The following is a 23,031-nucleotide window of genomic DNA, read 5'->3' as shown; positions in this document are numbered from 1 at the left end:
GGTCTCATTTAAATTCAAGAATTTTTAAAGTCCTCAATTTCTTACTTAAACCTTTTGCGCCAGCATCGTGGCAAAGTGCTGTTTAATCCGATGACCATTTTCATCGATACGATGCAGCTCACCGATATCTTCATTGTATTTCACCATATTCCAGTCCTCATAATAGCCTCGCAATTCTCCAGGCTGAAAAGCAAATGGAAAATCAGGCTGTGCCGGAATATCTGGCGTATCCATGGCACATACAATCAGGTTATAGCCACCAGACACGGTCGCCTGCTGCATCTGTGCAATGAGCGGTGGAATAGTTTTCGCCTCAAGAAACATCATCACCACGGTAGAGTAGATAAAGTCATATGGGCCTGCAATGCTTGTATCTGTGTTGAGATCGCGGCGCTGCACCTGTACATGTTCAATCTGCTCTGTCTGCACAATCTGTCTTAAGGTCTGCAAGCTGTTTTCGTTGACATCCCAGGCTTCAACCTCAAAGCCGTTCTGACTTAAATAAAGCGCATTACGCCCTGTACCACAGCCAACATCCAGCGCACGGCCCCCCTTCAAATATGGCATGGCCGCCAGCACTTCAGAATGGGTAGGATTCAAATGATATTTCTTAGTGAAGTAATCCTCAGGCCGGCAATAAAAACCTAGCTGGCATTCGGCATCATCACTGGCAGACACAATTTTATGCCAGGCTTCAGGCTCAATAAATGGTGGTTGCTGGTCTGCTGTAAACACATGCTCGGATTGTACAGTGCCGGATTTATCTAGCATGGCAAAACGCACTTCACCTTTTAATACTGTCAGTTTTGCCCAGGTGCCAGCTTTGGTGTTGTGCTGATTCTTGAAGCCCTGAGGAATACTCTGCTCTGTCCAGACCGGAAATTCTTTATAACACTTCAGCTCTTGCATAAACGACGACCCTCTACATGACCCATATTTCCGCCTGTTATGTTTTAAGCAGCGGTTCTTGTTTTGAGCATAGCCTGTTCATGCCGGAATTGAAATAATGGCTTATGTACGCTGTGCCAATACAGTAACAAGATGAATTCCCAATCTGAAAAATAAAAAAGCGGCTTAGATCCGACAGCTGTGGTTGATGTAGATCATAAATAGGGACACGGGATTAGTGCAGCAGCTCCGATTGCAGCCAGTTCATATATTTATCCTGATCCATAAAATCCGGTGCACTGCCCAGATCCAGACTGAAATACTGATTCAAGAAAAACCGGCTTCTGTCCCCATTATTCCTACTTTGCAATTCTGGATCTTTTTTATTTGCGACAAACTCACTATATACCTGCTGAATATCAGCAAAAACCTGAATTTTTTGCATGATTCACCTGCTTGAATGTTATGTCATGCTCTGTGCGACCCCTTAGATTTAACCATTGATGTTTGAACAGCAGATGACAGTCATATGGCAATCCTGTCATCTAAGACAGGTCATAACTTGTTTTCCACCGCTTTCTGGTTTGCGCTCGCAACCTGTTGCATCTGCTTATTCAGGGACAGCATTTCCTTATACAGGGCATTAAATTCTTTAACCGCTTTATCGTCATAGAACATAAACATGTTATTTTTCTTTTGCCATTTATACTTTTTCAATAATGCAAATAAGGCATCTGCCTTGGCCAGGTTCTGTTTTTCAATTTCAAAAATGGCATGCGCATTACTATTTTTTTGACTGTCTTTCAGAGTCTGGGTCAGTTGCTGGCGATAACGGTTTTTTATATCCAGTTGCTGTGCCTTGTCGATCAGCTCGGCATCACGCTGCTGGATTTTCTGCTGATAGTTGTTCACAATTTGATGGACTTGCTTGAGCATGGCTTCAGTTTCTTTATAATCTTGTGCCTGATCCTTGGCCAAACGGTCAATATCCAGAAAATTCTGCCAGTTGGCAGCTTTTAAATCCCGTAGATACTGATTGCGTTCCTCGGCACTGTCACGCAACTGACCCAGCATAAATTCAGCCATGATGGCATAGTCGCCATCCAGACGGTCATCCTCCAGCTCCAGCTGAATTGGTTTTGACCAGTCCTGTGCTTGCTGCGCAATACTTTCGGTTTTTTCTTCGAGCACGGTTTCATATTCGAGCAGCTCGGCCTGTTGTTTTTGCTGGACAGAATTTTGATAAAACAGCCCAATAAAAATTACCAGTGTTACAGCGGCTAAAATCATAAAAACACGCGGCATGTACACGCTCCAGCTCTATAAGTCAGATCTTGTTGATTCACACTCACTATGCTTATATTTTAGACACAATTCAAGACGTTTGATTTTCTAGCAGTATTTAACTATGAGGAAAAAACACCCGATCTGGCCGGAAATTTATTTCAACTTCCTGCTTGTTTCTGATCGTCAGTTGCTGCTACATAAGCCCGCAATTAGAAAAGTCAAACTGTCGGGCACGGCTTACCTGGAAGGAAATGGCAGTGAGAGGTTAGGCTGGTTCCGGTAGGAATTAAACTGCTCGCGGGCAATTTGCACAGTAGTGGCATCACGGTTAATACCAAAAGGTTGCAACACTACATAGATCCCATTTCGTGGGTCTGAAGACAATAAGCCTTGTGCTACAGCCAGCACATATTCCTGGAAGATCACAGGCAGGCTGTCCAGATCTGGGGTAGCAGGTGCACGCATGACATCAATATTTGCGACAAAATCAGCATCGACGCTATAAGACTGGATATCACGTTCGATTTCCATCATGCGCATCTGCAATGCCTGACGTTGGCTAGCATCTTCCTGATAAGGCACGACTTCAATTACCGCACGCAGTTCAGGTTCTGCCATCACGATAAGCGTAGGCAATATCACTGAATCAGAAACAGTGGCGGATGCAGCATGGCCTAATAATGGCAGGGTAAAAGTAACACAGGTAACCATCAGCCCTCGTATCACGGGTTTTAGGAGATTCATCAAATTAGCCCTCATTTGGACAATGGGAAAGCTTCTGACTTAAAGCTTACAAGTAATGCAAGTGCATATTGTTAAGTTTGATAAACGGCTCCTCATGAATAAACAGGGGCGAAAACATAAAAATAAAGCATCAGCAAGACTGAAAAACATGCATTTAATTTTTATCTGACTTTTAATTAGGCAAAAAAAATCCCCAAACATGGTTTGAGGATTTTTTGAATATGGTGGCGAGACCCAGGATCGAACTGGGGACACACGGATTTTCAATCCGTTGCTCTACCTACTGAGCTATCACGCCGATGCGGTGTATTAAGCCGTATCTAGCCTCATTAGTCAATCAAAATTATGAAAAAAATATTTGAGTGACTGATTTTTGGCCTAAAAAAAATCCCTGATGGGATCAGGGATTGAAAACTTTGAATCGTTTTCAAATATGGTGGCGAGACCCAGGATCGAACTGGGGACACACGGATTTTCAATCCGTTGCTCTACCTACTGAGCTATCACGCCGATGTCGCGTATTAAACAGTTTCAGCTTCAAATCGTCAAGAGCGGAAGGAATAATTTCCATCAAATGTTTAATTTTCCATCAACTCGCAGCAATTTGAGCCATAAACCGAACAGTTCTTACCAAAGAACTCAGCAATAAAACAGTTTTAAACTCTTATTTACATAAAAAAGCAGCCAGATGGCCGCTTATTGTTGGTCTAGTGTCAGATTTTTTCCAGATTGGCCAGACATCGGTGGATAGCACCACAGCCAGGCACAAAGTTTTTCACGCCTTTTTCTTCTTCCATGCAGCAGACTTCACTGACCAGCCTTTCTGCCACGCCGCGGCCGCGGTTGGCCGGATGCACTACAATATTTTCCAGAATCCGGCTTTCTCCCTGTCCGGTGCACCAGATTGCCCCTATGATCTTGCTATTAAATTCTGCACTATAAACTGAGGTATACTGTGCGAGGTTTTGCTCTAGTTGTTCCATGGCATCTGCCCCATCGCTAAATTCAGGGCTAGTGTCATACAGTCGCTCAAGCTGGCTGCGCACTTCGTCATTTTCTAAAGAAGTATAAGCATGTACGGTAATAGGCATTGATAAACCCTCCTGAGCAATCTAATATGCGGTGACTTCGTCACGGCGAAAAATATTTTCTACATCAATCATTTTGACGTATTTGAGGAACGTGTCTATGACAGATCGTATCAGTGAAGTGGTAAGAAATACCAACGAAACCAAAATTCGAGTTCGTGTGAATCTCGACGGTACTGGTCAAGGCACCTTAAACACGGGTATTCCATTTTTAGATCATATGATTGATCAAATCAAGCGTCATGGTTTGTTTGATATTGATATTCATTGTGATGGCGATCTGGACATTGATGACCATCATACCGTAGAAGACTGCGGAATTACCTTGGGTCAGGCCTTTGCACAGGCGCTTGGTGATAAAAAAGGCCTAAAACGCTATGGTCACTTTTATGCGCCGCTGGATGAATCTTTAAGCCGTGTTGTGGTTGATCTATCTGGTCGTCCCGGCCTGTTTATGGATATTCCATTTACCCGCGCCATGATTGGCCGTTTTGATGTGGATTTATTCTCTGAATTTTTCCAGGGCTTTGTGAACCATTCATTGATGACGGTGCATATCGACAACCTGAAAGGCAAAAACAGCCACCACCAGATCGAAAGCGTATTTAAAGCCTTTGCACGTGCACTGCGTATGGCCTGTGAAGTAGATCCGCGCGCTGCCAACACGGTAGCTTCAACCAAAGGTACGCTGTAATGACCCGTATTGCCCTTCTTGATTATGGCATGGGAAATTTGCACTCTGCGGCAAAAGCATTAGAACATGTCGGTGCCACGGTTGATGTCACCAATGATCCAAAACTGATTGCGCAAGCAGACAAGATTGTGTTCCCGGGCGTAGGTGCCATGCGTGACTGCATGCAAGGCATGCATGAGGCAGGTATCGATGAAGTTGTGCGCAATGCCGTATTTAACAAGCCAGTACTTGCAATTTGCGTGGGTATGCAGGCCTTGATGCAACATTCTGAAGAGAATGGTGGCACAGATGCACTGGGTATTTTCGAAGGTGCGGTTAAGCACTTTCCGGAAATGGCGGGCCTAAAAGTGCCGCATATGGGCTGGAACCAGGTGCATCAGGCCGATCCGGATCATCCGATGTGGAACAACATTGAACAGGATGCACGTTTCTACTTTGTACATAGCTATTATGTCGAACCCCAAGATTCAAGCCTTGTGGCCGCCAGCTGTACCTATGGCATCGAGTTCTGTACCGCGATTCATAAAGAAAACCTGTTCGCGACCCAGTTCCATCCGGAAAAGAGTCATACTGCCGGTTTACAGTTATTGAAAAACTTTGTGGATTGGAAGATCTAATCTCAGAATTTTTAAAGTTTCAAAAAAGCTCGCATCTGCGGGCTTTTTTATTCGTTTAGATTAATTCACTGCTAGAATTCTGACTATTTTTTAGTCATTAAAATTGGTATGCTGTTGAAGCAACTCATTATATTTAAAAATAATTAAACTCAGGGGAAATACAATAATGAATCCATGCTATCCAAGCAATGAATCAGCTTTAAGCCCAAATGGTCGTTTTGGCCGCTTGTCTTATCTCGGCTGGAACATGCTCATGACCTTTTCGCTCCTGATCATCATTGGGATGATTGCGGCTTTTTCACCTGGCCTATTTATGGATAGCTCTGCCTTGGCAGGCTCATCCATGGTTGCAGCTGTTCTCATCGGACTCGCTTACTTGGTCATGCTTTATTTTAGTTTTATTTTTACCATTCGCCGTCTGCATGACCGTAATCACACAGGATGGTTATCCTTACTTATCCTCATTCCGTTGGTCAATCTGATTTTTATCCTTTACTTAATTTTTGCCAAAGGGGATGACCGTACCAACCAATATGGCCCTCGACGCAGCACCCGAGGATGGGAAAAGGTTTTAGGCTGGCTTTATTTTTTAATTTTCCCTTTAGCTATTTTGGCTGCGATTGCGCTTCCGGCATATCAAGACTATGTGACTCAGGCTCAACAGGCGCAGATGGAACAGAATACCTATCACACTGATTAATTCTTTTTTAATAGGGGATAAAGCTCATGATCAATGGGCTTTATTTTTGCCTAACCGGGGGAAAGCAATTAAGCTTCAGTTCCCTGACCCGTTAGCTATTGATCCTTATGCAAGAGCTCCTGCCGACAATATTGCCGAGCAAAGAACACATTCAGACCTTGCCTGTATTTAAAAATCTGCCAATGCAACAGATTCAGGTAATTAATAGCCTGGAACAATGTCATGCCCTTGAACAGGAGCTAAAAAGCTGCGCTGTTCTTGGTTTCGATTCTGAATCCAAGCCTACTTTCAAGGTTGGTGAAGTCTCCACCGGACCGCATCTGATTCAGCTGGCGACTTTGGACAAAGCCTATTTATTTCAAATGAAGCCGGCCATCTGGACATTTCTTGCACCAATTTTTGCCAGTCGCGACCAGATCAAGGTCGGTTTTGGTCTGAAAAATGATGCGCATCTGTTCCGTAAAAAAGGCATTGAACTGAATAACGTGATTGAGCTGTCCAAATGCTTTGGTCATTTTGGTCTAAAAAACCCGGTCGGATTGAAAAATGCCATGGCCTTATTATTTCAGGTGAATTTTCCTAAATCGAAACGGATTAGCACTTCAAATTGGGCCAGAAAAAATTTAACTCCGGCACAGATTGACTATGCAGCCGCAGATGCCTACGCGCCAGTGCTCGTATTTGAAGAATTGCTGCGCCGGGACTTATTACCCAAAGATATTCCAAATACTTCACTAAAACTGAGAATCCGTCCTTCATCGAAGGCTGCAAATCTTTAGTAATATGCTGAGAAGAGTGCTAGGGATGACTGAAACATTGAGTGTGCTAAAGCTGTGATTCGCCTGATTGATGACGGGAGTTCACCTATAGCAGATCTGAAGCTTCGGTTAGCGATCAGCTCAGTACACCATCCGTTGTGGGAGATCCGATCTCTATTCATTAACTGGATCATTAAAATAATGACAACGATTAAAATAAATGAACTCACTCCTCCCTGTCTGCGGACAGGTTTTCTCTATTCATACCGTTTAAGAGTTAGAAATTTCGACTTTATTTGCTAAGATGAACTCACTCAAATTCATTCTAAAGATTAAGCAAGGAGCGAAAGCATGCTGATCATCCCTGCAATTGACCTGAAAGATGGCAAATGTGTCCGTTTAAAGCAAGGTCGTATGGAAGACGATACCGTATTTTCTGACGATCCGGTCGCAACAGCACAGCATTGGGTAAATGAAGGCGCTCGCCGCTTGCATTTGGTAGATTTAAATGGTGCTTTCGCAGGTACGCCCATCCATAAGCCAGTGGTTGAAGCCATTGTCAGATCTCAGCCTGATTTGCCGATCCAGATTGGCGGTGGTATCCGTTCCCTGGAAACCATTGAGCATTATCTGCAAGCGGGCGTATCTTTTGTCATTATTGGTACCAAAGCAGTTCAGGACCCTGAATTTGTTGAAGAAGCATGTAAAAAGTTCGCCGGTCACATCATTGTCGGGATTGATGCCATGAATGGCATGGTTGCCACCGATGGCTGGGCCAATGTGACTGATGTCAAAGCGACTGATCTGGCGAAACGTTTTGCCGATGCGGGTGTATCGAGCATTGTCTATACTGACATCGCGCGTGATGGCATGATGCAGGGTGTGAATATTGAGCAGACCGTGAACCTAGCACAATATTCAGGATTGCCTGTGATTGCTTCAGGCGGCGTAACCAATCTGGACGACGTACGCAAATTAAAAGGCCAGCCCGGCATTCTAGGTGCAATTACCGGCCGTGCGATTTACGAAGGCACGTTGAATCTGGGTGAAGCACAATCACTGTGGGATGATCAATCTATCTAAGATATTGATTCCTGCCTAAGAGGTCTTCGGACCTCTTTTTTATTTTTTTAATTTTCTGATCTCCTTTCATGTCTACCATCATCTCCACTTTTCGCTCTCCCGCTCTGGCAGCCAAACTTCCGCAGTTTGCCTTAATTCTGATTACCCTGATCTGGGGTGGCAGTTTTATTACCGTACAATACGGGCTAAATTTTAGTAGTCCGATCATGTTTGTCGGGCTGCGTTTTGCTGCTGCAGCGCTGGCCATCACCCTGATTTCATTGAAATCCCTAAAAGGTATAAACCTGAAAGAAGTGTTCGCCGGCGCGGTGATTGGGATCATGATCGCCATTGGTTACGGCACTCAAACTGTGGGTTTACAGAGCATTAGCAGTAGTGAGTCGGCTTTTTTAACGGCCTTGTATGTTCCACTGGTCCCGATCCTGCTCTGGCTGCTGTTTGCTAAAAAACCGCATATAATGACCTGGATCGGGGCGCTGTTTGCCTTTATGGGTCTGGTATTTTTGACAGGAAATGGTTTTACTGCGATTCAGCTCAGTTTCGGACAAACCCTGACTTTGCTCGGTTCCATTGCTATTGCGCTTGAGATTATTTTTATCAGTCATTTTGCCAAACAGGTGAATGTACGCCGGGTCACGGTGCTGCAACTGATTTTTGCGTCCTTGTTCTGCTTCATGATCGCACCTGTTTTAGGTGAATCTCGGCTGCCTGAATTCCACTGGCATCTGGCAGCTATTTTAGTCGGTTTAGGCATTGCCAGTGCCCTGATCCAGCTGGTCATGAACTGGGCGCAGCGTATGGTCGATCCATCACAGGCAGCGATTATCTATGCCGGTGAACCGGTATGGGCAGCTCTCTTTGGCCGTCTGGCCGGAGAACGTCTACCTGCACTAGCGCTATTGGGCGGATTGATGGTGGTGCTTGGCGTGATTGCAAGTGAATGGAAACCGAAGTTTTTGAGAAAACTTAAAGAAAATTAATTTTCACCTTCACTCATGCCCTCTCCCAAAGGGAGAGGGAAATGCGCGATTTATTTACTATACATCGGTTGATTGTCATTTAAACGGATCATGCCTTTAATCGCACGATACACGATCCAGATCCAGGCCAAAAACACCACCAGCAAACAGAAAGCCGAAGCACCAAATGCGACGCCTGCAAATAAGTCTGGATTTTCACCGGTAAAGAATAAGAACAGAAACGGAATAAAGGCAATGATATTCCAAATCAGATACCACCAGAAACTGCGAATTTGCCAGGTAAAGTGACTTTCAAAGATTGAACCGCGTACATCGCTCCGTTTGACATAGTTAATGATCAAGGCTACGACAGCCAACAGACCCGCACTAAAAATGGCCACAATATATAAAATGTACAGTGCAAAAGTCAGCGTACGATTTCGGTCTTTATCAATGGAATAATTCATGTCCCCTCCTAGTGTTTCCCCCTAGATATTTAAACTATTGAATGGGGAAATCAGCCATATAATCAGAATGATGTTAAAGGCTATGGTACAAAAATATATCTGCCGGAAAGGTTGTTTTTGTGTTTTATGGCGTAATTTCTGCTGTGCCAGCCAGGCTGCCGGCCAACCGCCTAAAAAGGCCACCAGATGCAGGATATTCTCCGGAATACGGCGATTGCCCAGTTGCGCAGCTTCTTTATCCTGCGCATAGAGCCAGTAGCTGAGCGCATTCATCAGGCTAAACAGTAACAAGACCAGTCCATTCAGTAAACCGCCCAAAGTCAGGGCCAGCAGCAATAAAATATAGACCACACAGGCTATTTGCATCGGCTGTAACTTCTGTGACTGCTGTGGCTTGGACGGTTTGAATTTCGTCTGCAGACCTTTGGCCTGAGATGCTTTCAGGTACATGACTTGCTGCGCACGATAACGTCCACGTTCATCCAGAATCACCATATAATCCAGCGCACAGCCCACAATTGGACGGGGGCCTGGTTTGGCAAAATCCTTGATATGCAGAAATACGCGATCTTTGGCCGGATCATTGGGCTGGATAAAACCATAGCCCTGATCATCAAACCATTCCACTAAACGTCCCTGATCGCGCATATCCCCTATCCTTTTTGATTTGATTATTTAAGCGGTAACGAATTTTAAGCGTTCAATCAGCATATTACGCATTTCATCCGGATTTTTTTGCAAAATATCTTCGCCGGTACGTCCCAATGCTGCATTACGCTGTGCTACCTGAAGGCGCATCATCCAGAAACGGCCCGCCGCCATAGCCAGATACAATTCCAGGCAGGCGCGTTCATCACTGGTTAAAGGACGGATGCTTTCATAGGCATTTAAAAACGCAACCGCTTTTTCTTCATTTAAGACGACGTCAGGATATTCAGTACAGAAGTCATTTAAAGTAATCGCGATATCAAACAGCCATTCATCTTTATTGAGCTCATAAAAATCCAGAATGCCATTCAGCTGATCACCTTCAAACAAGGTATTGTCACGAAACAGATCGGAATGGATAAAACCGCACGGACGGTCCGGATACACCGCAGTCAACGCGTCATATAAACCCAAGAGTTTACCCAGCAAGACTTTGTCTGCCGGACTCAAGCTCGGTTTGATCTCTTGGGAAACTGCCAGCCAATAAGCATGATCACGGACAAAATTACGTTCCAGTTTAAAGTCTTTCAGTGCCACATGCATTTTCGCCTGAGCGATGGCAATTGCTTCAACTTGTGCAACAGTCGATGGCATAGGATGCTCACCCATCAGGCGCGGGGCAATCTGTGCCGGTTTACCTTTAATGCTGTGAATCGCTTTGCCTGAATGCGATAAAGGCACCGGAACGGCCAACCCGGCCTGACCCAGATGTTCTAGAACCGGAACCAGTTCACCTGCCGCCTGCTCATCCATATCTTCAAATACAGTCAGCACATATTGCCGGTCTTCGCAGACCAGAAAATAATTGGTATTTTGAATACCGCCTTGAATGGGAATCAGATCAATCGCCTTTAAACCATAAGGCGCTGCAAAATCCTGAACTTCCTTTAAAGTCAAAGTGGTATAAACCGACATAGAAAACCTGCGAAAAAACTTACATAATTTTGCTAGAATACCGTTTCCATCTGCCAAGGTGTAGCGCTTGCGTGGGTGAGTTTCATAATCGGCTGTAATAATTGGAAAAATTTATGCTAGCTAAACGTATTATTCCTTGTCTGGACGTGGATAACGGCCGCGTGGTCAAGGGTGTCCAGTTCCTTGATATTCGTGATGCGGGTGACCCGGTCGAAGTGGCGCGCCGTTATAATGAACAAGGTGCCGATGAGATTACTTTCCTTGATATTACCGCTACACATCATGGACGCGACACGACTTACCGAACTGTTGAACGTATGGCTGAATCTGTATTTGTGCCTTTAACAGTGGGTGGTGGTGTGCGTAAGGTCGAAGATATCCGTTTACTGCTAAACGCTGGTGCAGACAAAGTCAGCATCAACTCGGCAGCGATTTATAACCCTGAATTCGTGCAAGAAGCATCGCAACGCTTTGGCGCACAGTGCATCGTTGTGGCGATCGATGCCAAAAAAACCGGTGACCATAAATGGGAAATCTTCACCCACGGTGGCCGTAAAGAAACCGGGATTGATGCGATTGAGTGGGCTGTGAAAATGGCTGACTTCGGCGCAGGTGAATTACTGATTACTTCGATGGATGCCGATGGCACCAAAGCCGGTTATGACATTGCCCTGATGCGTGCCATCAATGACCGCGTCACGGTACCGACTATTGCCTCTGGTGGCGTGGGTAATTTACAGCATTTGGCAGATGGTATTATTCATGGTGGTGCCGATGCAGTACTGGCAGCTTCAATTTTCCATTTTGGCCAGTATACTATTCCGGAAGCCAAAGCCTATATGGCAGCCCAAGGCATTGAAATGCGCCTCTAAGTCATTTTAGATGATGATTTGATTAAAGAGTGCTTTTATATAAGCACTCTTTTTTTATACCTTGACCAACCTAGCAATGCAAATACTGGACAAAAAAAAGGAGTCTTTCGACTCCTTATAAAACCAAGATAAGACTACAGCACTTGGTATTCAAAATAACTCATTACACCCAGAAACATATCAGTATGAGGCTTTACTCACCGACAGGAGCAACTATAGGCGAAATCAGCAGTACAATATTGACAATACAATCATATTTTATTGACAAATTACGACAGCGCCCTGTTTTACTCCATAACCTACCTATTTAACTGCTTCATTACCGTATTTTTCGGCGCATTTTTCGTCATTTTAGTAGCAGCATCGGCCCATTTAACCGGAAAATATTGCTCTGCCCAGCGATTCATTTTTTTCGAGACCGGTGCAGGTAGGCTCAGACCTAAAGGATTCTGCTCCTGCAAATCTGCCGAAGAAATCACCCGGGTACCGAGCAGATAGTCAAACCAGGGCTTGGTAACGCACCAGTTGGCATCCTGATTACTGTTCATATGATGATCATAATGCCAGGGCAATTTATTTTTGGCCCATTCCGGCTCCAGATGCGCCCGGCGATGCATATAATAGTAGTTGCCTGCACTATACAGGGTAGCCAGTGCCATCCCTTTGGAAAAAGGATAAAAACTGAGTCCAAACACCGTCGCAACCACTGCCAGTGAGGCAATTTCATTTCGGGTACGCCAATTGTCCAGTCCTTCTACATAACCGAAATCAGAAAATTCCGCTTTACGTACAATCCGGTGATGCTCCCAGTGTGAACGCATACTCTCAGGCACCGGACTATAACGGTTCTGTCCCTGCCGGTGAATACCATGCAATACATATTTATGTGCAAACCATTCAAATCCGTTTGCAATGACTAGTCCTGCCAGAAAACCTTTCCACATGATCTTTTACCTCTTGTTCTACTTTTAATATAGGCTAAATAAAAGACTAGATATTGACCAAAATATTCAATATGATTGACAAAATACGACAAAATAAAAGAATTAAAAATGCTGGTTCTAAAAAACTACGTAGGTTCGGTATACGGTGGTTTGGGACATTTACTTTTGGACTATTATCAGTTGAAACAGCTCGAAGTCCCTGAGAAATTATTAGCCATTCAAAACCTGGAACGCTTTGATTTCGCCCTGTGGCGTGATCTGTTAACTACACTCGATCAACAGCTACAGCGCCCGGCTTTGGGACTGGAAATAGCGCAGCTGGTGGAAGCCAAACATCTCGGGATTATCGGTTATCTGGCACTTTCCAGTGACACGCTGGGTGAGGCATTCATGCGCTATCAAGACTACCATCGTCTGATTTATGATGGCAGTCCCCTACAGGTCCAGGGTGAAGGAGATTATTTTTCAATTGCCTGGGGAGAGGTTCCGTTCAAGATGAGTACGCAGCTGAGCGATGAACTCGCCATTGCGCTCATGACTGAATTTATTAAATCGACTATTCTGGATAGCAATCATCTAAATTTACATGAAGTGCATTTTCAGCATCCCCTGCCGAAAAATATTGCACTGTATGAACAGTATTTCCGCTGCAAGGTTCGCTTTGGTCAAGCCAAGAATCAAGTATTGATGCCAATCAGCGAAATGTCTACGCCCTTAAAGAAGGGAGACCAGACCCTACAGAAGCTGCTGAAGCAACAGGCTGAAGCCTTACTGGAAAAATTCCCCAATTCCACGCAGATTGACCAGAAATTGCAACAAGCGATTCTGATTGGCCTGCAAAAAAACCTGTTCCAGATTGAGCATATTGCCGAGCAGATGAATTTTTCGGTACGTCAGTTACAACGCCATTTGCAGAAACAGGGTAAAACCTATCAGCAACGTATGCAGGAAATTCGCTGCATGATGGCTATGCAATACCTAAAAGATCCGCACTTGAGCTTGCAAGAAACCGCCATGTTACTCGGTTATTCTGAACAAAGTGCTTTTCAGCGGGCATTTAAGCAATGGACCAAACGGACGCCACAACAATGGCGACTAGAAAGCGCCTCAATGGTCTGAACTCTGACAGCTATAGGCAACATAAGAGCGGCAGTGATATGCTATTTCCCTGGCAGTCTGCTCATATAAAACTTAAATAAATTTAAATAGAAACAATAAAGTAAAACAACGTGGATAAATATATTACGGAATTGATCGGCACTTTCTAGCTGGTCTTCGCTGATTGCGGCAGCGCAATATTGTCAGCTGCATTTTCGTAATTAGGAATTGGTTTTGCAGGCGTAGCCCTGGCATTTGGTTTAACCGTGCTTATGCCCTCGGTCATATCTCGGGAGCCCACTTTAATCCTGCAATCAGTTTTGGTTGATGGGCAGGTGGCCGTTTTGAAGCTAAACAGCTGCTTCCCTATGTTGTGTCACAAGTGATTGGTGCCATTCTGGCCGCATGGTTACTGTATGTGATTGTACAAGGTCAGCTAGGATTTACCGGTAGCGGTGCTTTTGCCAGTAATGGATTTGCTGAACTCTCGTCTGCCCATTATTCCCTAGGGTCGGCGTTGATCATCGATGATTGTAGTGACTGCAATTTTCCTGATTGTAATTATGGGAGTCACTGATCGTCGTGCACCAGTCGGCTTTGCGCCGATTTCCATTGGTCTTGCCCTGACCCTGACTCATCTCATCAGTATTCCCATAACCACTACCTCGGTCAATCCTGCAGGTAGTACAGGTGTCGCACTTTTTGCAGAGACTGCAGCATGGAGTCAACTGTGGCTATTCTGGGTAGCCCCGATCGTCGGTGGTACTATTGGCGCATTGATTTATAAAACATTGCTGGAAAAAAACTAGTGCTTTAAGTGATAAGTGGGATAAAAATCCCTAATTTATAAGTTCATTTTCTGCATGTTTCACATGGAACATGCAGAAAGGTATAGATATACGTTTTATAAAAATGGATTTTCAATTTCATCTAGGTCATCACGCTGAATTTTTTCTGGCAAGTCTGGGGTATTTTCCAGTTGCTGCACCACATCATTGATAAAAGCCTGCAAGGCTCTGGCGACTTTCAGCCCCTGCTGGTCCTTGGTGATCTGCAAGTTGCCATACAGGCTGACGCAGTCCAGATCATTTTCTAAAGTCAGATCATGAATGGCATGGGATTCGCTGCCATTTTCAAATGCTTTAAACATATCCTCTTCACCTGTCTTTGTTATTTTTAATGAACGTCTGATGTTGATGCTACCTGAATCCCGGTTTTTTCAGCAAGCTTATTTCAACAGCTGCAAAATATATTGCAACAAGGCATCAATCAGCTGTTTCACGATGGTATCTTGCGTCGCGCCGTCCATCGCGCCACCAGTCACTGAGGAGGTTGAACTGCTTGAAGCGGAAGACTTAAACTCACGTTGCAATGCCTGCAGGTTTTCCTTGGAAACATCTTCAGCACACTGGCTTTCTGCATCCCAATTCGAGTATGCGATTTTCTGATTGGCTTTTACTGCATTGGCCGTCAAGGGCAGACGATAAGTATTACGTTTCTGCTCTTCGGTGAGCTGCGGAAACAGGTTAATTCCAAGCTGTTCTTCCAGATAGCAGACGCTGACAATACGCACTTTAAGCGAATTATCATTTGGCGCATAGTAAGCACCAATGGCACCGGTTTTCGGCATATAAACCGCCTTATAGACCGCCGTGGGTACAATCACGCCATTACCAATGGTTTTCAGCTTTTTCCCTGCAAATACCGGCCCGGTAATCACATAGACATCCTGTTTCTGCTTGGTCACAATCGCACGGGTAGCCTCTTCCAGCTCACGCCACACCTGCTGATTGTTCTTGGGTGCTTGTGGAACCATATTGGCCAATGAAAAACTGTCAGACTGTGCGGCTTTATTAGGCATATCAGCATTGGGTGCCATATGGCCGCGGTCATAACCCGAACCGCGATAATCTGCCAATGTGGCACGGTGTTTCGCACTGACTCGCTCTTCTTCATGAAAACTGTCTTCACGAGGGATTTTCTGGCTCAAGCGTGACGGTGTTAGAGCTTCTGCGACCCAAAGCGGCGTTTTGGACACCCCGGAATAACCCACATTAAAGCCATTAAAACACAACGAATAGCTGTCTTTTTTCAGGCTCTCTTTCATCAGATAGGGGGGCACATCACGATAAAACTGGGTCAGACAGGCAGAATCGCTTGAGGAGGATAATGACACCCACTGACTGATTTTTTCCTGACCAAAAGCGATGGCGAAGCTGCTCGAAGCCACCACACCCAGAATGACTTTAATACTATTATCATTTAAAAACTGAAAAAATGAATTCTTGGATTTACGCTGCTTCTTGGCCATTCTTACACGTACTTTTTTAGATCAATACAGATTTTGATCGAGCTTAACAAGCTGTATAAGTGAAGTATATCTTGGCTCTACCATTCGTTTATTAAATAAACAATAAGTACCTAAAAACCGCAGGAGTTGTAACAAACTGTCTAGTTTTATTTCTTTTTAAATGAGTTTTCGCGGTGTTTGAGTAGCTTTGTTTGGACCAGTAGACCGATTATGTAAAGCTTGCCGCCTATCCCAATTCGTACAATTATTAATAATGGTGTCAATCATGAATTCCAAACTCTCTAAAATATTAGGTTTAGGATTATTCACAAGTGTGATCAGCGTAGGTGCATTTGCCGAGCCAGCGGTTCAACCAGGAGAAACACTTGAAAGCCTGTCTAAAGCTAAAATTAGTACAAAGGTGAATGGCCAGGAAGGCTCTTTAGAAAGCTTGGTAAATTCTGGCCAGATCCGTCTGGTCGACCCGCGTACAGCAGCACCGCTGCCACAAGATCCAGCGATGACTCAGGCACCAAATCATTCAGATACCGTTTCTCCTCAACCTCCTGTACTCGAATCAGGCATGAATGAATCAGAGGCAGAGGCAAGTACGTCTATGACTGCACCTCAACCGCAGCAAGCACTTGAACAGCAACAAGCCGCTGTAGCGTCGATGCCTGAACAACAGCAGCAAGCTGCTGCGACTGAAGCAGATGTAAGCAATCAACAAAATGAAATTGCAGCTCAATCTGATGCAGAACCCGTGCTGATGGAAGAACCTTTAAATGCTGCACCTGAAATACCAGCTGCCGTAGAACTTGAGCAATAAGCCCAAGCTCACTTATTTATTGTTTTCTGCCTAAAAAACCAGAGTATGCCTCTGGTTTTTTTATGATTTTTTATCTTGCTTATATCTGGATCTGGGTACCCAGCTCGACCACACGGTTGGGCGGAATCTGATAGAAATCACTGACCGGACTGGTATTACGCTGCATGGAAATAAACAGCTTTTCCCGCCACGGTGCCATGCCCTCACCCACAGTATGCATAATCCGTTCACGTGAAATAAAGAAACTGATCTGCATCAGGTCATATTCAAAATTCCATTGCTCATAGGCCTGCTGTAAAGCATCCGGAATATTCGGCTGATCCTTAAAACCATAATAGATATACACCCGGTAAAAATGCTCACTGAGTTTTTCCAGTTCAATCCGCTCCTGTCTGTCAACAAAAGGAATATCCCGGGTAATCACCGTGAGCATGATATTGCGTTCGTGTAAGACCTTATTGTGCTTGATATTATGCAGCAGGGCATGTGGGACAATATTCGGTGTACCAGTCAGGAAAACCGCATCACCTGGCACAAACTTGGTACCTTCCCCCATCGAGATACTTTTAATAAAGAGATCAATCGGCAAGGCATCCTGTTCCAGACGGTTCAGTACCAAAGCGCGCCCATCTTTCCAGGTCATTAAAATTGTAAACAGTACCGCACCAATCACAATTGGTACCCAGCCACCCGAAGCAATTTTCAGGGAAGTTGAAGCCACAAAGATTAAATCCAGTGCCAGGAATGGCACAGCAAACAGGGCCACTTTCCATACCGGCCAACGCCAAAAGCCATAGGCCAGAATCGAGATCAAAATTGTACCGCAGAGCATGGTCATGGTCACTGCAACGCCATAAGCACTGGCCAGATTGGCACTATTTTCAAACAGTAAAATCAGGATCAGGACCGAGATAAACAGCATCCAGTTAATAAAGGGCAGATAAATCTGACCGCGTTCCACTGCCGAGGTATGCTTGACCGATAGACGTGGCAAATAACGCAACTGAATGGCCTGATTGACCATGGAAAACACCCCGGTAATGACTGCCTGGGAAGCAATCACCGCCGCTGCGGTGGCCAGTCCAATCATCGGGAATAATGCCCAGTCTGGGAGTAGCATATAAAAAGGATTTGCCAGCGCTTCAGGACTACGCAGCAACAATGCGCCCTGCCCGGCATAATTCAGCAATAGACACGGCAAGACAATGATGAACCAGGCCAGACGAATCGGCAGACGGCCAAAATGCCCCATATCGGCATAAATTGCTTCACCACCGGTCATGGTCAGGATCACCGCACCCATCGTCAGGAAAGCCACATAAGGCTGGTCGACCACAAAGTGATACGCCCAGTAGGGATTCACCATCCTGAGTACAAATGGCGTCTGGATAATGCTCCACAAACCAAAACCGCCAATGGATAAAAACCAGAGCATGGTTAAAGGCCCGAAGAATTTGCCCATAGTAGCTGTACCATGCCGCTGAACCATAAACAGTCCGGCCAGAATCCCGATCGATAAGGGCATCAACCATTGATTGAAAATGGGTGTCGCAATACTCAAGCCTTCAATGGCCGAGAGCACGGAAATTGCCGGAGTAATAATTCCGTCACCAAAAAATAGAGATGCACCTACAAAGCCTAAAGCAATCAGGAAAATTTTCTTTTGATCGGAAATTCGTGTGGTACGCAGGTTCAATGCCAGCAATGACATGATCCCGCCTTCACCGTTGTTATCGGCACGCATGATGATAGTGACGTATTTAAAGCTGATAGTGAGCATCATGCACCAGAAAATCAGCGACAGGATGCCGAGTACGGAAGCTTCGCTAATGGCGAGATGTGCGGTAAGGAAGCATTGGCGCAGTGCATATAGCGGACTGGTCCCAATATCTCCGAAAACGACCCCAAGCGCAGCCAGTGTAATGACCGGAAGAGCTGCCCTTTGTGCAGTACTTTGCATATATTGTCTTCGTTTTTAACAAGCATTTTTGCGAATCATAGCACCACGTTAAAAGTTTTTCTGCAAATCAATTGTTTCAGCTTGGCACAGCTGGTTTTTTTCGCTATTATCCTCGGCCTATGGTGAGGTGTCCGAGTGGCTGAAGGAGCACGCCTGGAAAGTGTGTAAACGTTTATAGCGTTTCGAGGGTTCGAATCCCTCTCTCACCGCCAAATTTTAAAAACCCGAATCACATGATTCGGGTTTTTTTATATTCGATTTTTTTAGCATCATCTGGTCAGCAAAAAATTCATTTACTTAGATCTTGAAATATTGCTATATATGGCCTTCAGCAGATCAGTGAATTCATATAAATCAGTCACCCATAAAAAGCTATTGAAGCTCAATGCTTACGCTCAATTTTATTTTTAAAAATTTTTATGTTTTATAAGCTAAAAAACTGATGGATTGTACAGCTTCTATACTTTATTCATTCCATGCTTTTATTTATCTGTTGGAGCAAAAACCTGGCACAGAAATAGCTTAATTTTATTGTCATCAAAGCTATGTTATGTTGCTTATAAACAAACTAAAAGGAGAATAAAAACCACAGGATAGAACGGAATAATGAAGTGAACCGAGCCATTCAAAGTTAAAGATAGATACACTGCTATTCGGAGAGCGAACATGAATAACAGCGCAAACTATGCCAAACAGATTAAAAATGCAAAACGTGGCGGTTATACCCCGACCATTGCCAAGGATATAAATAAACATAAAATTCAAAAAGCCTTGAGACTCATCGAACAGTGGAGAAGCCTCGCTCAAGAACTCAAACCTCAAATGCAGTTTGATATGGCCTTTACTTTAGAGGAATGTGCACAAGAATTAGATCGCATCCTGAAAAACAGATAAAGCTTTTAACTGACTCATATCCATAGCAAACCCTGTAATTTCACCCTCGCCCATATCTGCACATATGGGCGATTTCCTTAGGCATAACAAAACACAGAACTTTTCAATCATCAGGTTAAAATAAGTAAATTCTGCCAAAACTGATTAAACGGTTGTTTTTTGGCTTGCGTGGCTATCAAAAATCTGTAAAATGCACTCCACCATGCCGGCATAGCTCAGTTGGTAGAGCAACTGACTTGTAATCAGTAGGTCCACAGTTCGAATCCGTGTGCCGGCACCATATCTTAGCCTCGCTTTCTAGTGAGGCTTTGATGTCTCTGGGCCTAGCGTTTTTAAGTGAGGTCTTCAGCGCTTTATTAATTCTTCGATTGTGCCGTCACTTGCACATATCTCACGATCCCTTCCTGATATAATTTTCGGCACAGTTTCGCCGTCATCCGAATTTTAAAATGATCCAGCCTTGAGCCTTGAACAGAATCGTCTGCTGGTTTTGAATTCAAAGTTTTTTGCACATAATCAGCAAAGCCAGAAAATACCGGCTCGGATAGATCCTCAATCTGAATATTTTTAAATTCAAAATGGTCCAGACACGCAGACAGTGCACTAACGGTCATTAAATCTTTCAAATTCACATCGGCAGATTTTAATAAAAACTGATATTTACGCCGTTGCAAGGCACCTAAATTTTTCCAGCGCTCGGACAAAACCAGATGATGAAAACCAATTCGCGCATTTGAATTCAAAACACTGCGGATCTGTTCTAATAATAAAGGGACAGGACTGTGATAAGCCGCATCCAGACACAGCACCACATCAAAACGCTGGGAAAATTGCAGCTCTGTTAAACGCAGAAATGACGCCTGATAGATAGCATTCAGCTCTGGCAGATATTGCTGAATATTAGCCACACAAGCAGATTGCAGTTCGACACCGGCCAGATATTGCACCTGATAGTGTTGTTGCCAGTGCAACAAACTGGCTCCCTGACCACAGCCTAAATCTAGCAGTTTATCTTTTGAATTTAAATTTACGCTATGCCCGAGATGATCGGCCAGCGCGCAACAGGCAGCCGCATAATTCTGCTGACCTGCCTGCCAATAACCTAAATTGCTCCAGGGCAATTGCGCGTGATCGCCCAGCACCGCAGCATCAATCGCATACTTATGTTGAGGAAGACGCTGACGAAGCGACTGAAGCCATTGCATCAATTAATAACCCAATTGCGGGGCAACCTCGACCACAGGTTTTAAACCCTCGAATGGTAAAGGTGCACCAAAAATCTCTGCAATCTTCATCGCGGAGGTCACTGCCGATTCCAGAATTGGCAAACCGTCACATGACCATGAACCACAGAAGAAGACTTTACGGTTGGCTTCCAGGTGACGTTGCTGCAATTCTTTATTCAGTGCCACCGTATTGGCATCTACCACTGCACGCGTCAGCATCACCGATTTGATCACTTTCTTCGGATCGATGTCGGTCACTGGACGCCAGGTCTGAAACACTGCCGACTTGCCGACCAAAGAAGGTTCAATCGAGTTGAGCCAGACTGTAAATTGCTGACGGGTAAATTTCCGATCCATCATATAACTGAGTACAGCCCAGTCTTTACGTTTTGGCGGCATTACGCTGGCATCGGTATGGATGACCAGTTCACCCTGTTCGAATTTGAATTTCTTCAATAATTCAATTTCACTGGCAAACTGTACCGGATCCAGAAATTGCTCAATTTTTGGGGTCGGTGTCGCCACAATGACCCGGTCAAACAGTTTCGAATAACCGGCCGCATTTTCAACTTTGACCTGATCGCCCTGCTCTTGTACCAGTGTAATCGCTGAACCATCTTCAATATGAATGCCTTCAATCAGCTTGTCGACCAGCGCTGGTGTACCACCTTGCAGACGCAGCAAAGCATCGCCATCGGTCAGTTGACGCAGGAAAATCAATAAGGGTTTAGCGGGCCATTCACCAATGGTTTTCGGATTGCAGGTACAGATGGTATAGAGTACCGGCATGACGGCACCATGCCAGAACACTTCTTCAATATTGTTACGATTGATAAATTCTGCCAGGCTGATGTCCTGATTTTTCGACTTAAAGAATTTGGTCAATGCAACTTTGAGCTGCAACAGGCCTTTGACCAGACGCCAGCCATACTGTTGCAGACCTTTACGGTTATTGATAATCGGGATATTGCCAATTCGGCTACGCGATGTAGTCAGCCAGGTTTCAGTTTTATCTTCAAATAACCAGCTACAGGCCATATAGGTCCGCACCGGATAAGTTTTAATGCCCAGATGCGTGGCCAGACTCAGGATGTTTTTCCACAGATAGGGGTTCATCACACGTAAAGGTGCATCAATCAGCCCCCCTTCAAATTCAAGACTATGACTGTCCATGCCGCGACCTGGAAGTGCTTCAAAAATCGTGATGTGATGCCCTGCATCCTGGAGAATTCTGGCTGTAGCCAGTCCGGCCATGCCACTACCAATTACTGCGATATCCAAACTGATCATCCGTCATTGAAAAACTACAGAAATTATGTACCATGCGCCAATCAAACAGGTTATTAAAATCTTCCAGAATATATGTTTTTCGTAAAAGCCTTTTTATTTGATTTTGCCTGCTTTTATCTCTTTTTCTCAACAGGATTCATTTAATAAAATCTAGGATTTTATGCATATTTTTATCCGCTAATCTGAAAATTCATTTTAAAAACAACTAATTTAGTTAACCATTTTTATAACCTTTGGTTGACAAATGCTTTTAGAATACTTATGATTCGCAACATAATAAAAGCTTAAACCTATCTGCTTAGACTCAGATGAGTTTATGCGAAAATTATGTAAAACGACAAGAAACTACAGCGCCTTTTAAATAAAAGCCTCTGCGAAAGCAGAGGCTTCTTTGTTTTTAGACTTTATAAATCACGTAGCATGGTACTGGACTCACTTGATTAATCGGAATAAGTAACTTGAAAGACAGATAGTCAAATTCTACCTTCCTTGATTTATCTTCAGATGAAGCTCAAACAGTCTAATATTTTTGATCTTTCAAATAGCTGAATTAAGAAATAAAAAATCCAGCAACTTGTGCTGGATTTTTTACTTCTTAGATTAGCATTTGAAGTGCAACACCATGTTGTTGCCATAATACCTGACTCGGACTTTTAAAGCCGAGTCTTTTTCTTGGACGATGATTTATACGGTCAGTGATTTCTGAAATGTATTCATCCG

General features: G+C 44.3%; 24 protein-coding genes, 4 tRNA genes and 1 pseudogene. 13 read left to right on the top strand and 16 right to left on the bottom strand.

Features of this window, described 5'->3' with window-relative positions:
• Positions 1 to 45: 45 nt before the first annotated feature.
• The 7 genes from tehB to KUG37_RS13410 all read right to left on the bottom strand — a co-directional run bounded on the left by tehB (position 46) and on the right by KUG37_RS13410 (position 4,010).
• Positions 46 to 909: an SAM-dependent methyltransferase TehB gene (gene tehB, locus KUG37_RS13440; RefSeq protein WP_216937741.1), complete on the bottom strand. Its 864-nt coding sequence runs from the start codon at positions 907 to 909 to the stop codon at positions 46 to 48.
• A gap of 214 nt (positions 910 to 1,123) precedes the next feature.
• On the bottom strand, positions 1,124 to 1,333 hold the full coding sequence (locus tag KUG37_RS13435) for a hypothetical protein (RefSeq protein ID WP_216937743.1): 210 nt from the start codon (positions 1,331 to 1,333) through the stop codon (positions 1,124 to 1,126).
• Positions 1,334 to 1,443: 110 nt separating this feature from the next.
• Positions 1,444 to 2,193 carry a hypothetical protein gene (locus tag KUG37_RS13430; RefSeq protein ID WP_216937746.1) on the bottom strand — a complete coding sequence of 250 codons (750 nt, stop codon included), beginning with the start codon at positions 2,191 to 2,193 and terminating at the stop codon, positions 1,444 to 1,446.
• A gap of 219 nt (positions 2,194 to 2,412) precedes the next feature.
• Positions 2,413 to 2,919 (bottom strand): hypothetical protein, encoded by a 507-nt coding sequence (locus KUG37_RS13425; RefSeq protein ID WP_216937749.1) that lies wholly within the window; start codon positions 2,917 to 2,919, stop codon positions 2,413 to 2,415.
• A 222-nt stretch (positions 2,920 to 3,141) separates the two neighbouring features.
• Positions 3,142 to 3,217, bottom strand: a tRNA-Phe gene (locus KUG37_RS13420).
• A gap of 136 nt (positions 3,218 to 3,353) precedes the next feature.
• Positions 3,354 to 3,429, bottom strand: a tRNA-Phe gene (locus KUG37_RS13415).
• Positions 3,430 to 3,632: 203 nt separating this feature from the next.
• Positions 3,633 to 4,010 (bottom strand): GNAT family N-acetyltransferase, encoded by a 378-nt coding sequence (locus tag KUG37_RS13410; RefSeq protein WP_216940565.1) that lies wholly within the window; start codon positions 4,008 to 4,010, stop codon positions 3,633 to 3,635.
• Positions 4,011 to 4,107: 97 nt separating this feature from the next.
• On the opposite strand from KUG37_RS13410, the gene hisB reads away from it, so the two are divergent.
• From hisB to KUG37_RS13380, 6 genes are all read left to right on the top strand, one after another.
• Positions 4,108 to 4,701, top strand: a complete 594-nt coding sequence (gene hisB / locus KUG37_RS13405; RefSeq protein WP_216937752.1) for an imidazoleglycerol-phosphate dehydratase HisB — start codon at positions 4,108 to 4,110, stop codon at positions 4,699 to 4,701.
• A complete protein-coding gene (gene hisH, locus KUG37_RS13400; RefSeq protein WP_216937755.1) occupies positions 4,701 to 5,318 on the top strand; it encodes an imidazole glycerol phosphate synthase subunit HisH in 618 nt (205 codons plus the stop codon). Before hisB ends, hisH begins: the two co-directional genes overlap by 1 nt.
• A 166-nt stretch (positions 5,319 to 5,484) precedes the next feature.
• Positions 5,485 to 6,018, top strand: coding sequence for a DUF805 domain-containing protein (locus tag KUG37_RS13395; protein ID WP_216937758.1), 534 nt, complete (start codon positions 5,485 to 5,487; stop codon positions 6,016 to 6,018).
• A gap of 107 nt (positions 6,019 to 6,125) precedes the next feature.
• Entirely contained in the window at positions 6,126 to 6,797 is a 672-nt protein-coding gene (locus KUG37_RS13390; RefSeq protein ID WP_216937760.1) for a 3'-5' exonuclease, read from the top strand.
• A 330-nt stretch (positions 6,798 to 7,127) separates the two neighbouring features.
• Positions 7,128 to 7,859: a 1-(5-phosphoribosyl)-5-[(5-phosphoribosylamino)methylideneamino]imidazole-4-carboxamide isomerase gene (hisA, locus tag KUG37_RS13385; RefSeq protein WP_216937763.1), complete on the top strand. Its 732-nt coding sequence runs from the start codon at positions 7,128 to 7,130 to the stop codon at positions 7,857 to 7,859.
• 68 nt (positions 7,860 to 7,927) lie between these two features.
• Complete coding sequence (locus KUG37_RS13380; RefSeq protein ID WP_216937766.1) at positions 7,928 to 8,839, top strand: DMT family transporter; 912 nt, start codon at positions 7,928 to 7,930, stop codon at positions 8,837 to 8,839.
• Positions 8,840 to 8,889: 50 nt separating this feature from the next.
• On the opposite strand, the gene KUG37_RS13375 is transcribed toward KUG37_RS13380, so the two are convergent.
• From KUG37_RS13375 to KUG37_RS13365, 3 genes are read right to left on the bottom strand one after another with little or no spacing between them, the layout of a single operon-like run.
• A complete protein-coding gene (locus KUG37_RS13375) occupies positions 8,890 to 9,285 on the bottom strand; it encodes a hypothetical protein (protein WP_216937770.1) in 396 nt (131 codons plus the stop codon).
• A gap of 21 nt (positions 9,286 to 9,306) precedes the next feature.
• Positions 9,307 to 9,933, bottom strand: coding sequence for a DUF1294 domain-containing protein (locus KUG37_RS13370; protein WP_216937773.1), 627 nt, complete (start codon positions 9,931 to 9,933; stop codon positions 9,307 to 9,309).
• A 27-nt stretch (positions 9,934 to 9,960) separates the two neighbouring features.
• Positions 9,961 to 10,908: a homoserine kinase gene (locus KUG37_RS13365; protein ID WP_216937775.1), complete on the bottom strand. Its 948-nt coding sequence runs from the start codon at positions 10,906 to 10,908 to the stop codon at positions 9,961 to 9,963.
• A 113-nt stretch (positions 10,909 to 11,021) separates the two neighbouring features.
• Here KUG37_RS13365 and hisF point away from each other — a divergent pair, with 113 nt between their 5' ends.
• Complete coding sequence (hisF, locus tag KUG37_RS13360) at positions 11,022 to 11,780, top strand: imidazole glycerol phosphate synthase subunit HisF (RefSeq protein WP_216937783.1); 759 nt, start codon at positions 11,022 to 11,024, stop codon at positions 11,778 to 11,780.
• A 299-nt stretch (positions 11,781 to 12,079) separates the two neighbouring features.
• Here hisF and KUG37_RS13355 read toward each other — a convergent pair whose 3' ends face one another.
• Positions 12,080 to 12,724, bottom strand: coding sequence for a hypothetical protein (locus KUG37_RS13355; protein ID WP_216937785.1), 645 nt, complete (start codon positions 12,722 to 12,724; stop codon positions 12,080 to 12,082).
• A 108-nt stretch (positions 12,725 to 12,832) separates the two neighbouring features.
• On the opposite strand from KUG37_RS13355, the gene KUG37_RS13350 reads away from it, so the two are divergent.
• Together KUG37_RS13350 and aqpZ are read left to right on the top strand one after the other, a co-directional pair.
• The gene (locus KUG37_RS13350; RefSeq protein ID WP_216940561.1) at positions 12,833 to 13,843 is read left to right on the top strand and encodes an AraC family transcriptional regulator; all 1,011 of its coding nucleotides are present in this window, start codon (positions 12,833 to 12,835) and stop codon (positions 13,841 to 13,843) included.
• A 149-nt stretch (positions 13,844 to 13,992) separates the two neighbouring features.
• A pseudogene (gene aqpZ, locus KUG37_RS13345) lies at positions 13,993 to 14,631 on the top strand (aquaporin Z).
• Between the two features lie 95 nt (positions 14,632 to 14,726).
• Here aqpZ and KUG37_RS13340 read toward each other — a convergent pair.
• On the bottom strand, positions 14,727 to 14,972 hold the full coding sequence (locus KUG37_RS13340) for a hypothetical protein (protein ID WP_216937788.1): 246 nt from the start codon (positions 14,970 to 14,972) through the stop codon (positions 14,727 to 14,729).
• A 78-nt stretch (positions 14,973 to 15,050) separates the two neighbouring features.
• Complete coding sequence (locus tag KUG37_RS13335) at positions 15,051 to 16,133, bottom strand: DNA/RNA non-specific endonuclease (RefSeq protein WP_216937789.1); 1,083 nt, start codon at positions 16,131 to 16,133, stop codon at positions 15,051 to 15,053.
• A gap of 265 nt (positions 16,134 to 16,398) precedes the next feature.
• Between KUG37_RS13335 and KUG37_RS13330 the strand changes: the two genes are divergently transcribed.
• Positions 16,399 to 16,941 carry a hypothetical protein gene (locus KUG37_RS13330; protein WP_216940558.1) on the top strand — a complete coding sequence of 181 codons (543 nt, stop codon included), beginning with the start codon at positions 16,399 to 16,401 and terminating at the stop codon, positions 16,939 to 16,941.
• 79 nt (positions 16,942 to 17,020) lie between these two features.
• Here KUG37_RS13330 and KUG37_RS13325 read toward each other — a convergent pair whose 3' ends face one another.
• Entirely contained in the window at positions 17,021 to 18,901 is a 1,881-nt protein-coding gene (locus tag KUG37_RS13325; protein ID WP_216938356.1) for a potassium transporter Kup, read from the bottom strand.
• 121 nt (positions 18,902 to 19,022) lie between these two features.
• Between KUG37_RS13325 and KUG37_RS13320 the strand changes: the two genes are divergently transcribed.
• The 3 genes from KUG37_RS13320 to KUG37_RS13310 all read left to right on the top strand — a co-directional run bounded on the left by KUG37_RS13320 (position 19,023) and on the right by KUG37_RS13310 (position 20,075).
• A tRNA-Ser gene (locus tag KUG37_RS13320) sits at positions 19,023 to 19,113 on the top strand.
• A gap of 454 nt (positions 19,114 to 19,567) precedes the next feature.
• Positions 19,568 to 19,795 carry a hypothetical protein gene (locus KUG37_RS13315; RefSeq protein ID WP_004647282.1) on the top strand — a complete coding sequence of 76 codons (228 nt, stop codon included), beginning with the start codon at positions 19,568 to 19,570 and terminating at the stop codon, positions 19,793 to 19,795.
• Between the two features lie 204 nt (positions 19,796 to 19,999).
• A tRNA-Thr gene (locus tag KUG37_RS13310) sits at positions 20,000 to 20,075 on the top strand.
• 76 nt (positions 20,076 to 20,151) lie between these two features.
• Here KUG37_RS13310 and KUG37_RS13305 read toward each other — a convergent pair.
• Entirely contained in the window at positions 20,152 to 21,000 is an 849-nt protein-coding gene (locus KUG37_RS13305; RefSeq protein ID WP_216940568.1) for a cyclopropane-fatty-acyl-phospholipid synthase family protein, read from the bottom strand.
• A gap of 3 nt (positions 21,001 to 21,003) precedes the next feature.
• Positions 21,004 to 22,311: an FAD-dependent oxidoreductase gene (locus KUG37_RS13300; protein ID WP_216938454.1), complete on the bottom strand. Its 1,308-nt coding sequence runs from the start codon at positions 22,309 to 22,311 to the stop codon at positions 21,004 to 21,006.
• Positions 22,312 to 23,031: the final 720 nt, after the last annotated feature.

The organism is Acinetobacter sp. BY419 (genome assembly GCF_019038395.1).
In the GTDB taxonomy this organism is placed as follows: domain Bacteria; phylum Pseudomonadota; class Gammaproteobacteria; order Pseudomonadales; family Moraxellaceae; genus Acinetobacter.
This window is presented reverse-complemented; position numbering and strand designations above follow the sequence as displayed.

What these genes read in the sequence shown, in the direction of transcription:
- tehB (WP_216937741.1), bottom strand. Translation starts at nt 909, where the DNA reads ATGCAAGAGCTGAAGTGTTATAAAGAATTTCCGGTCTGGACAGAGCAG.
- KUG37_RS13435 (WP_216937743.1), bottom strand. Translation starts at nt 1,333, where the DNA reads ATGCAAAAAATTCAGGTTTTTGCTGATATTCAGCAGGTATATAGTGAG.
- KUG37_RS13430 (WP_216937746.1), bottom strand. Translation starts at nt 2,193, where the DNA reads ATGCCGCGTGTTTTTATGATTTTAGCCGCTGTAACACTGGTAATTTTT.
- KUG37_RS13425 (WP_216937749.1), bottom strand. Translation starts at nt 2,919, where the DNA reads ATGAATCTCCTAAAACCCGTGATACGAGGGCTGATGGTTACCTGTGTT.
- KUG37_RS13410 (WP_216940565.1), bottom strand. Translation starts at nt 4,010, where the DNA reads ATGCCTATTACCGTACATGCTTATACTTCTTTAGAAAATGACGAAGTG.
- hisB (WP_216937752.1), top strand. Translation starts at nt 4,108, where the DNA reads ATGACAGATCGTATCAGTGAAGTGGTAAGAAATACCAACGAAACCAAA.
- hisH (WP_216937755.1), top strand. Translation starts at nt 4,701, where the DNA reads ATGACCCGTATTGCCCTTCTTGATTATGGCATGGGAAATTTGCACTCT.
- KUG37_RS13395 (WP_216937758.1), top strand. Translation starts at nt 5,485, where the DNA reads ATGAATCCATGCTATCCAAGCAATGAATCAGCTTTAAGCCCAAATGGT.
- KUG37_RS13390 (WP_216937760.1), top strand. Translation starts at nt 6,126, where the DNA reads ATGCAAGAGCTCCTGCCGACAATATTGCCGAGCAAAGAACACATTCAG.
- hisA (WP_216937763.1), top strand. Translation starts at nt 7,128, where the DNA reads ATGCTGATCATCCCTGCAATTGACCTGAAAGATGGCAAATGTGTCCGT.
- KUG37_RS13380 (WP_216937766.1), top strand. Translation starts at nt 7,928, where the DNA reads ATGTCTACCATCATCTCCACTTTTCGCTCTCCCGCTCTGGCAGCCAAA.
- KUG37_RS13375 (WP_216937770.1), bottom strand. Translation starts at nt 9,285, where the DNA reads ATGAATTATTCCATTGATAAAGACCGAAATCGTACGCTGACTTTTGCA.
- KUG37_RS13370 (WP_216937773.1), bottom strand. Translation starts at nt 9,933, where the DNA reads ATGCGCGATCAGGGACGTTTAGTGGAATGGTTTGATGATCAGGGCTAT.
- KUG37_RS13365 (WP_216937775.1), bottom strand. Translation starts at nt 10,908, where the DNA reads ATGTCGGTTTATACCACTTTGACTTTAAAGGAAGTTCAGGATTTTGCA.
- hisF (WP_216937783.1), top strand. Translation starts at nt 11,022, where the DNA reads ATGCTAGCTAAACGTATTATTCCTTGTCTGGACGTGGATAACGGCCGC.
- KUG37_RS13355 (WP_216937785.1), bottom strand. Translation starts at nt 12,724, where the DNA reads ATGTGGAAAGGTTTTCTGGCAGGACTAGTCATTGCAAACGGATTTGAA.
- KUG37_RS13350 (WP_216940561.1), top strand. Translation starts at nt 12,833, where the DNA reads ATGCTGGTTCTAAAAAACTACGTAGGTTCGGTATACGGTGGTTTGGGA.
- KUG37_RS13340 (WP_216937788.1), bottom strand. Translation starts at nt 14,972, where the DNA reads ATGTTTAAAGCATTTGAAAATGGCAGCGAATCCCATGCCATTCATGAT.
- KUG37_RS13335 (WP_216937789.1), bottom strand. Translation starts at nt 16,133, where the DNA reads ATGGCCAAGAAGCAGCGTAAATCCAAGAATTCATTTTTTCAGTTTTTA.
- KUG37_RS13330 (WP_216940558.1), top strand. Translation starts at nt 16,399, where the DNA reads ATGAATTCCAAACTCTCTAAAATATTAGGTTTAGGATTATTCACAAGT.
- KUG37_RS13325 (WP_216938356.1), bottom strand. Translation starts at nt 18,901, where the DNA reads ATGCAAAGTACTGCACAAAGGGCAGCTCTTCCGGTCATTACACTGGCT.
- KUG37_RS13315 (WP_004647282.1), top strand. Translation starts at nt 19,568, where the DNA reads ATGAATAACAGCGCAAACTATGCCAAACAGATTAAAAATGCAAAACGT.
- KUG37_RS13305 (WP_216940568.1), bottom strand. Translation starts at nt 21,000, where the DNA reads ATGCAATGGCTTCAGTCGCTTCGTCAGCGTCTTCCTCAACATAAGTAT.
- KUG37_RS13300 (WP_216938454.1), bottom strand. Translation starts at nt 22,311, where the DNA reads ATGATCAGTTTGGATATCGCAGTAATTGGTAGTGGCATGGCCGGACTG.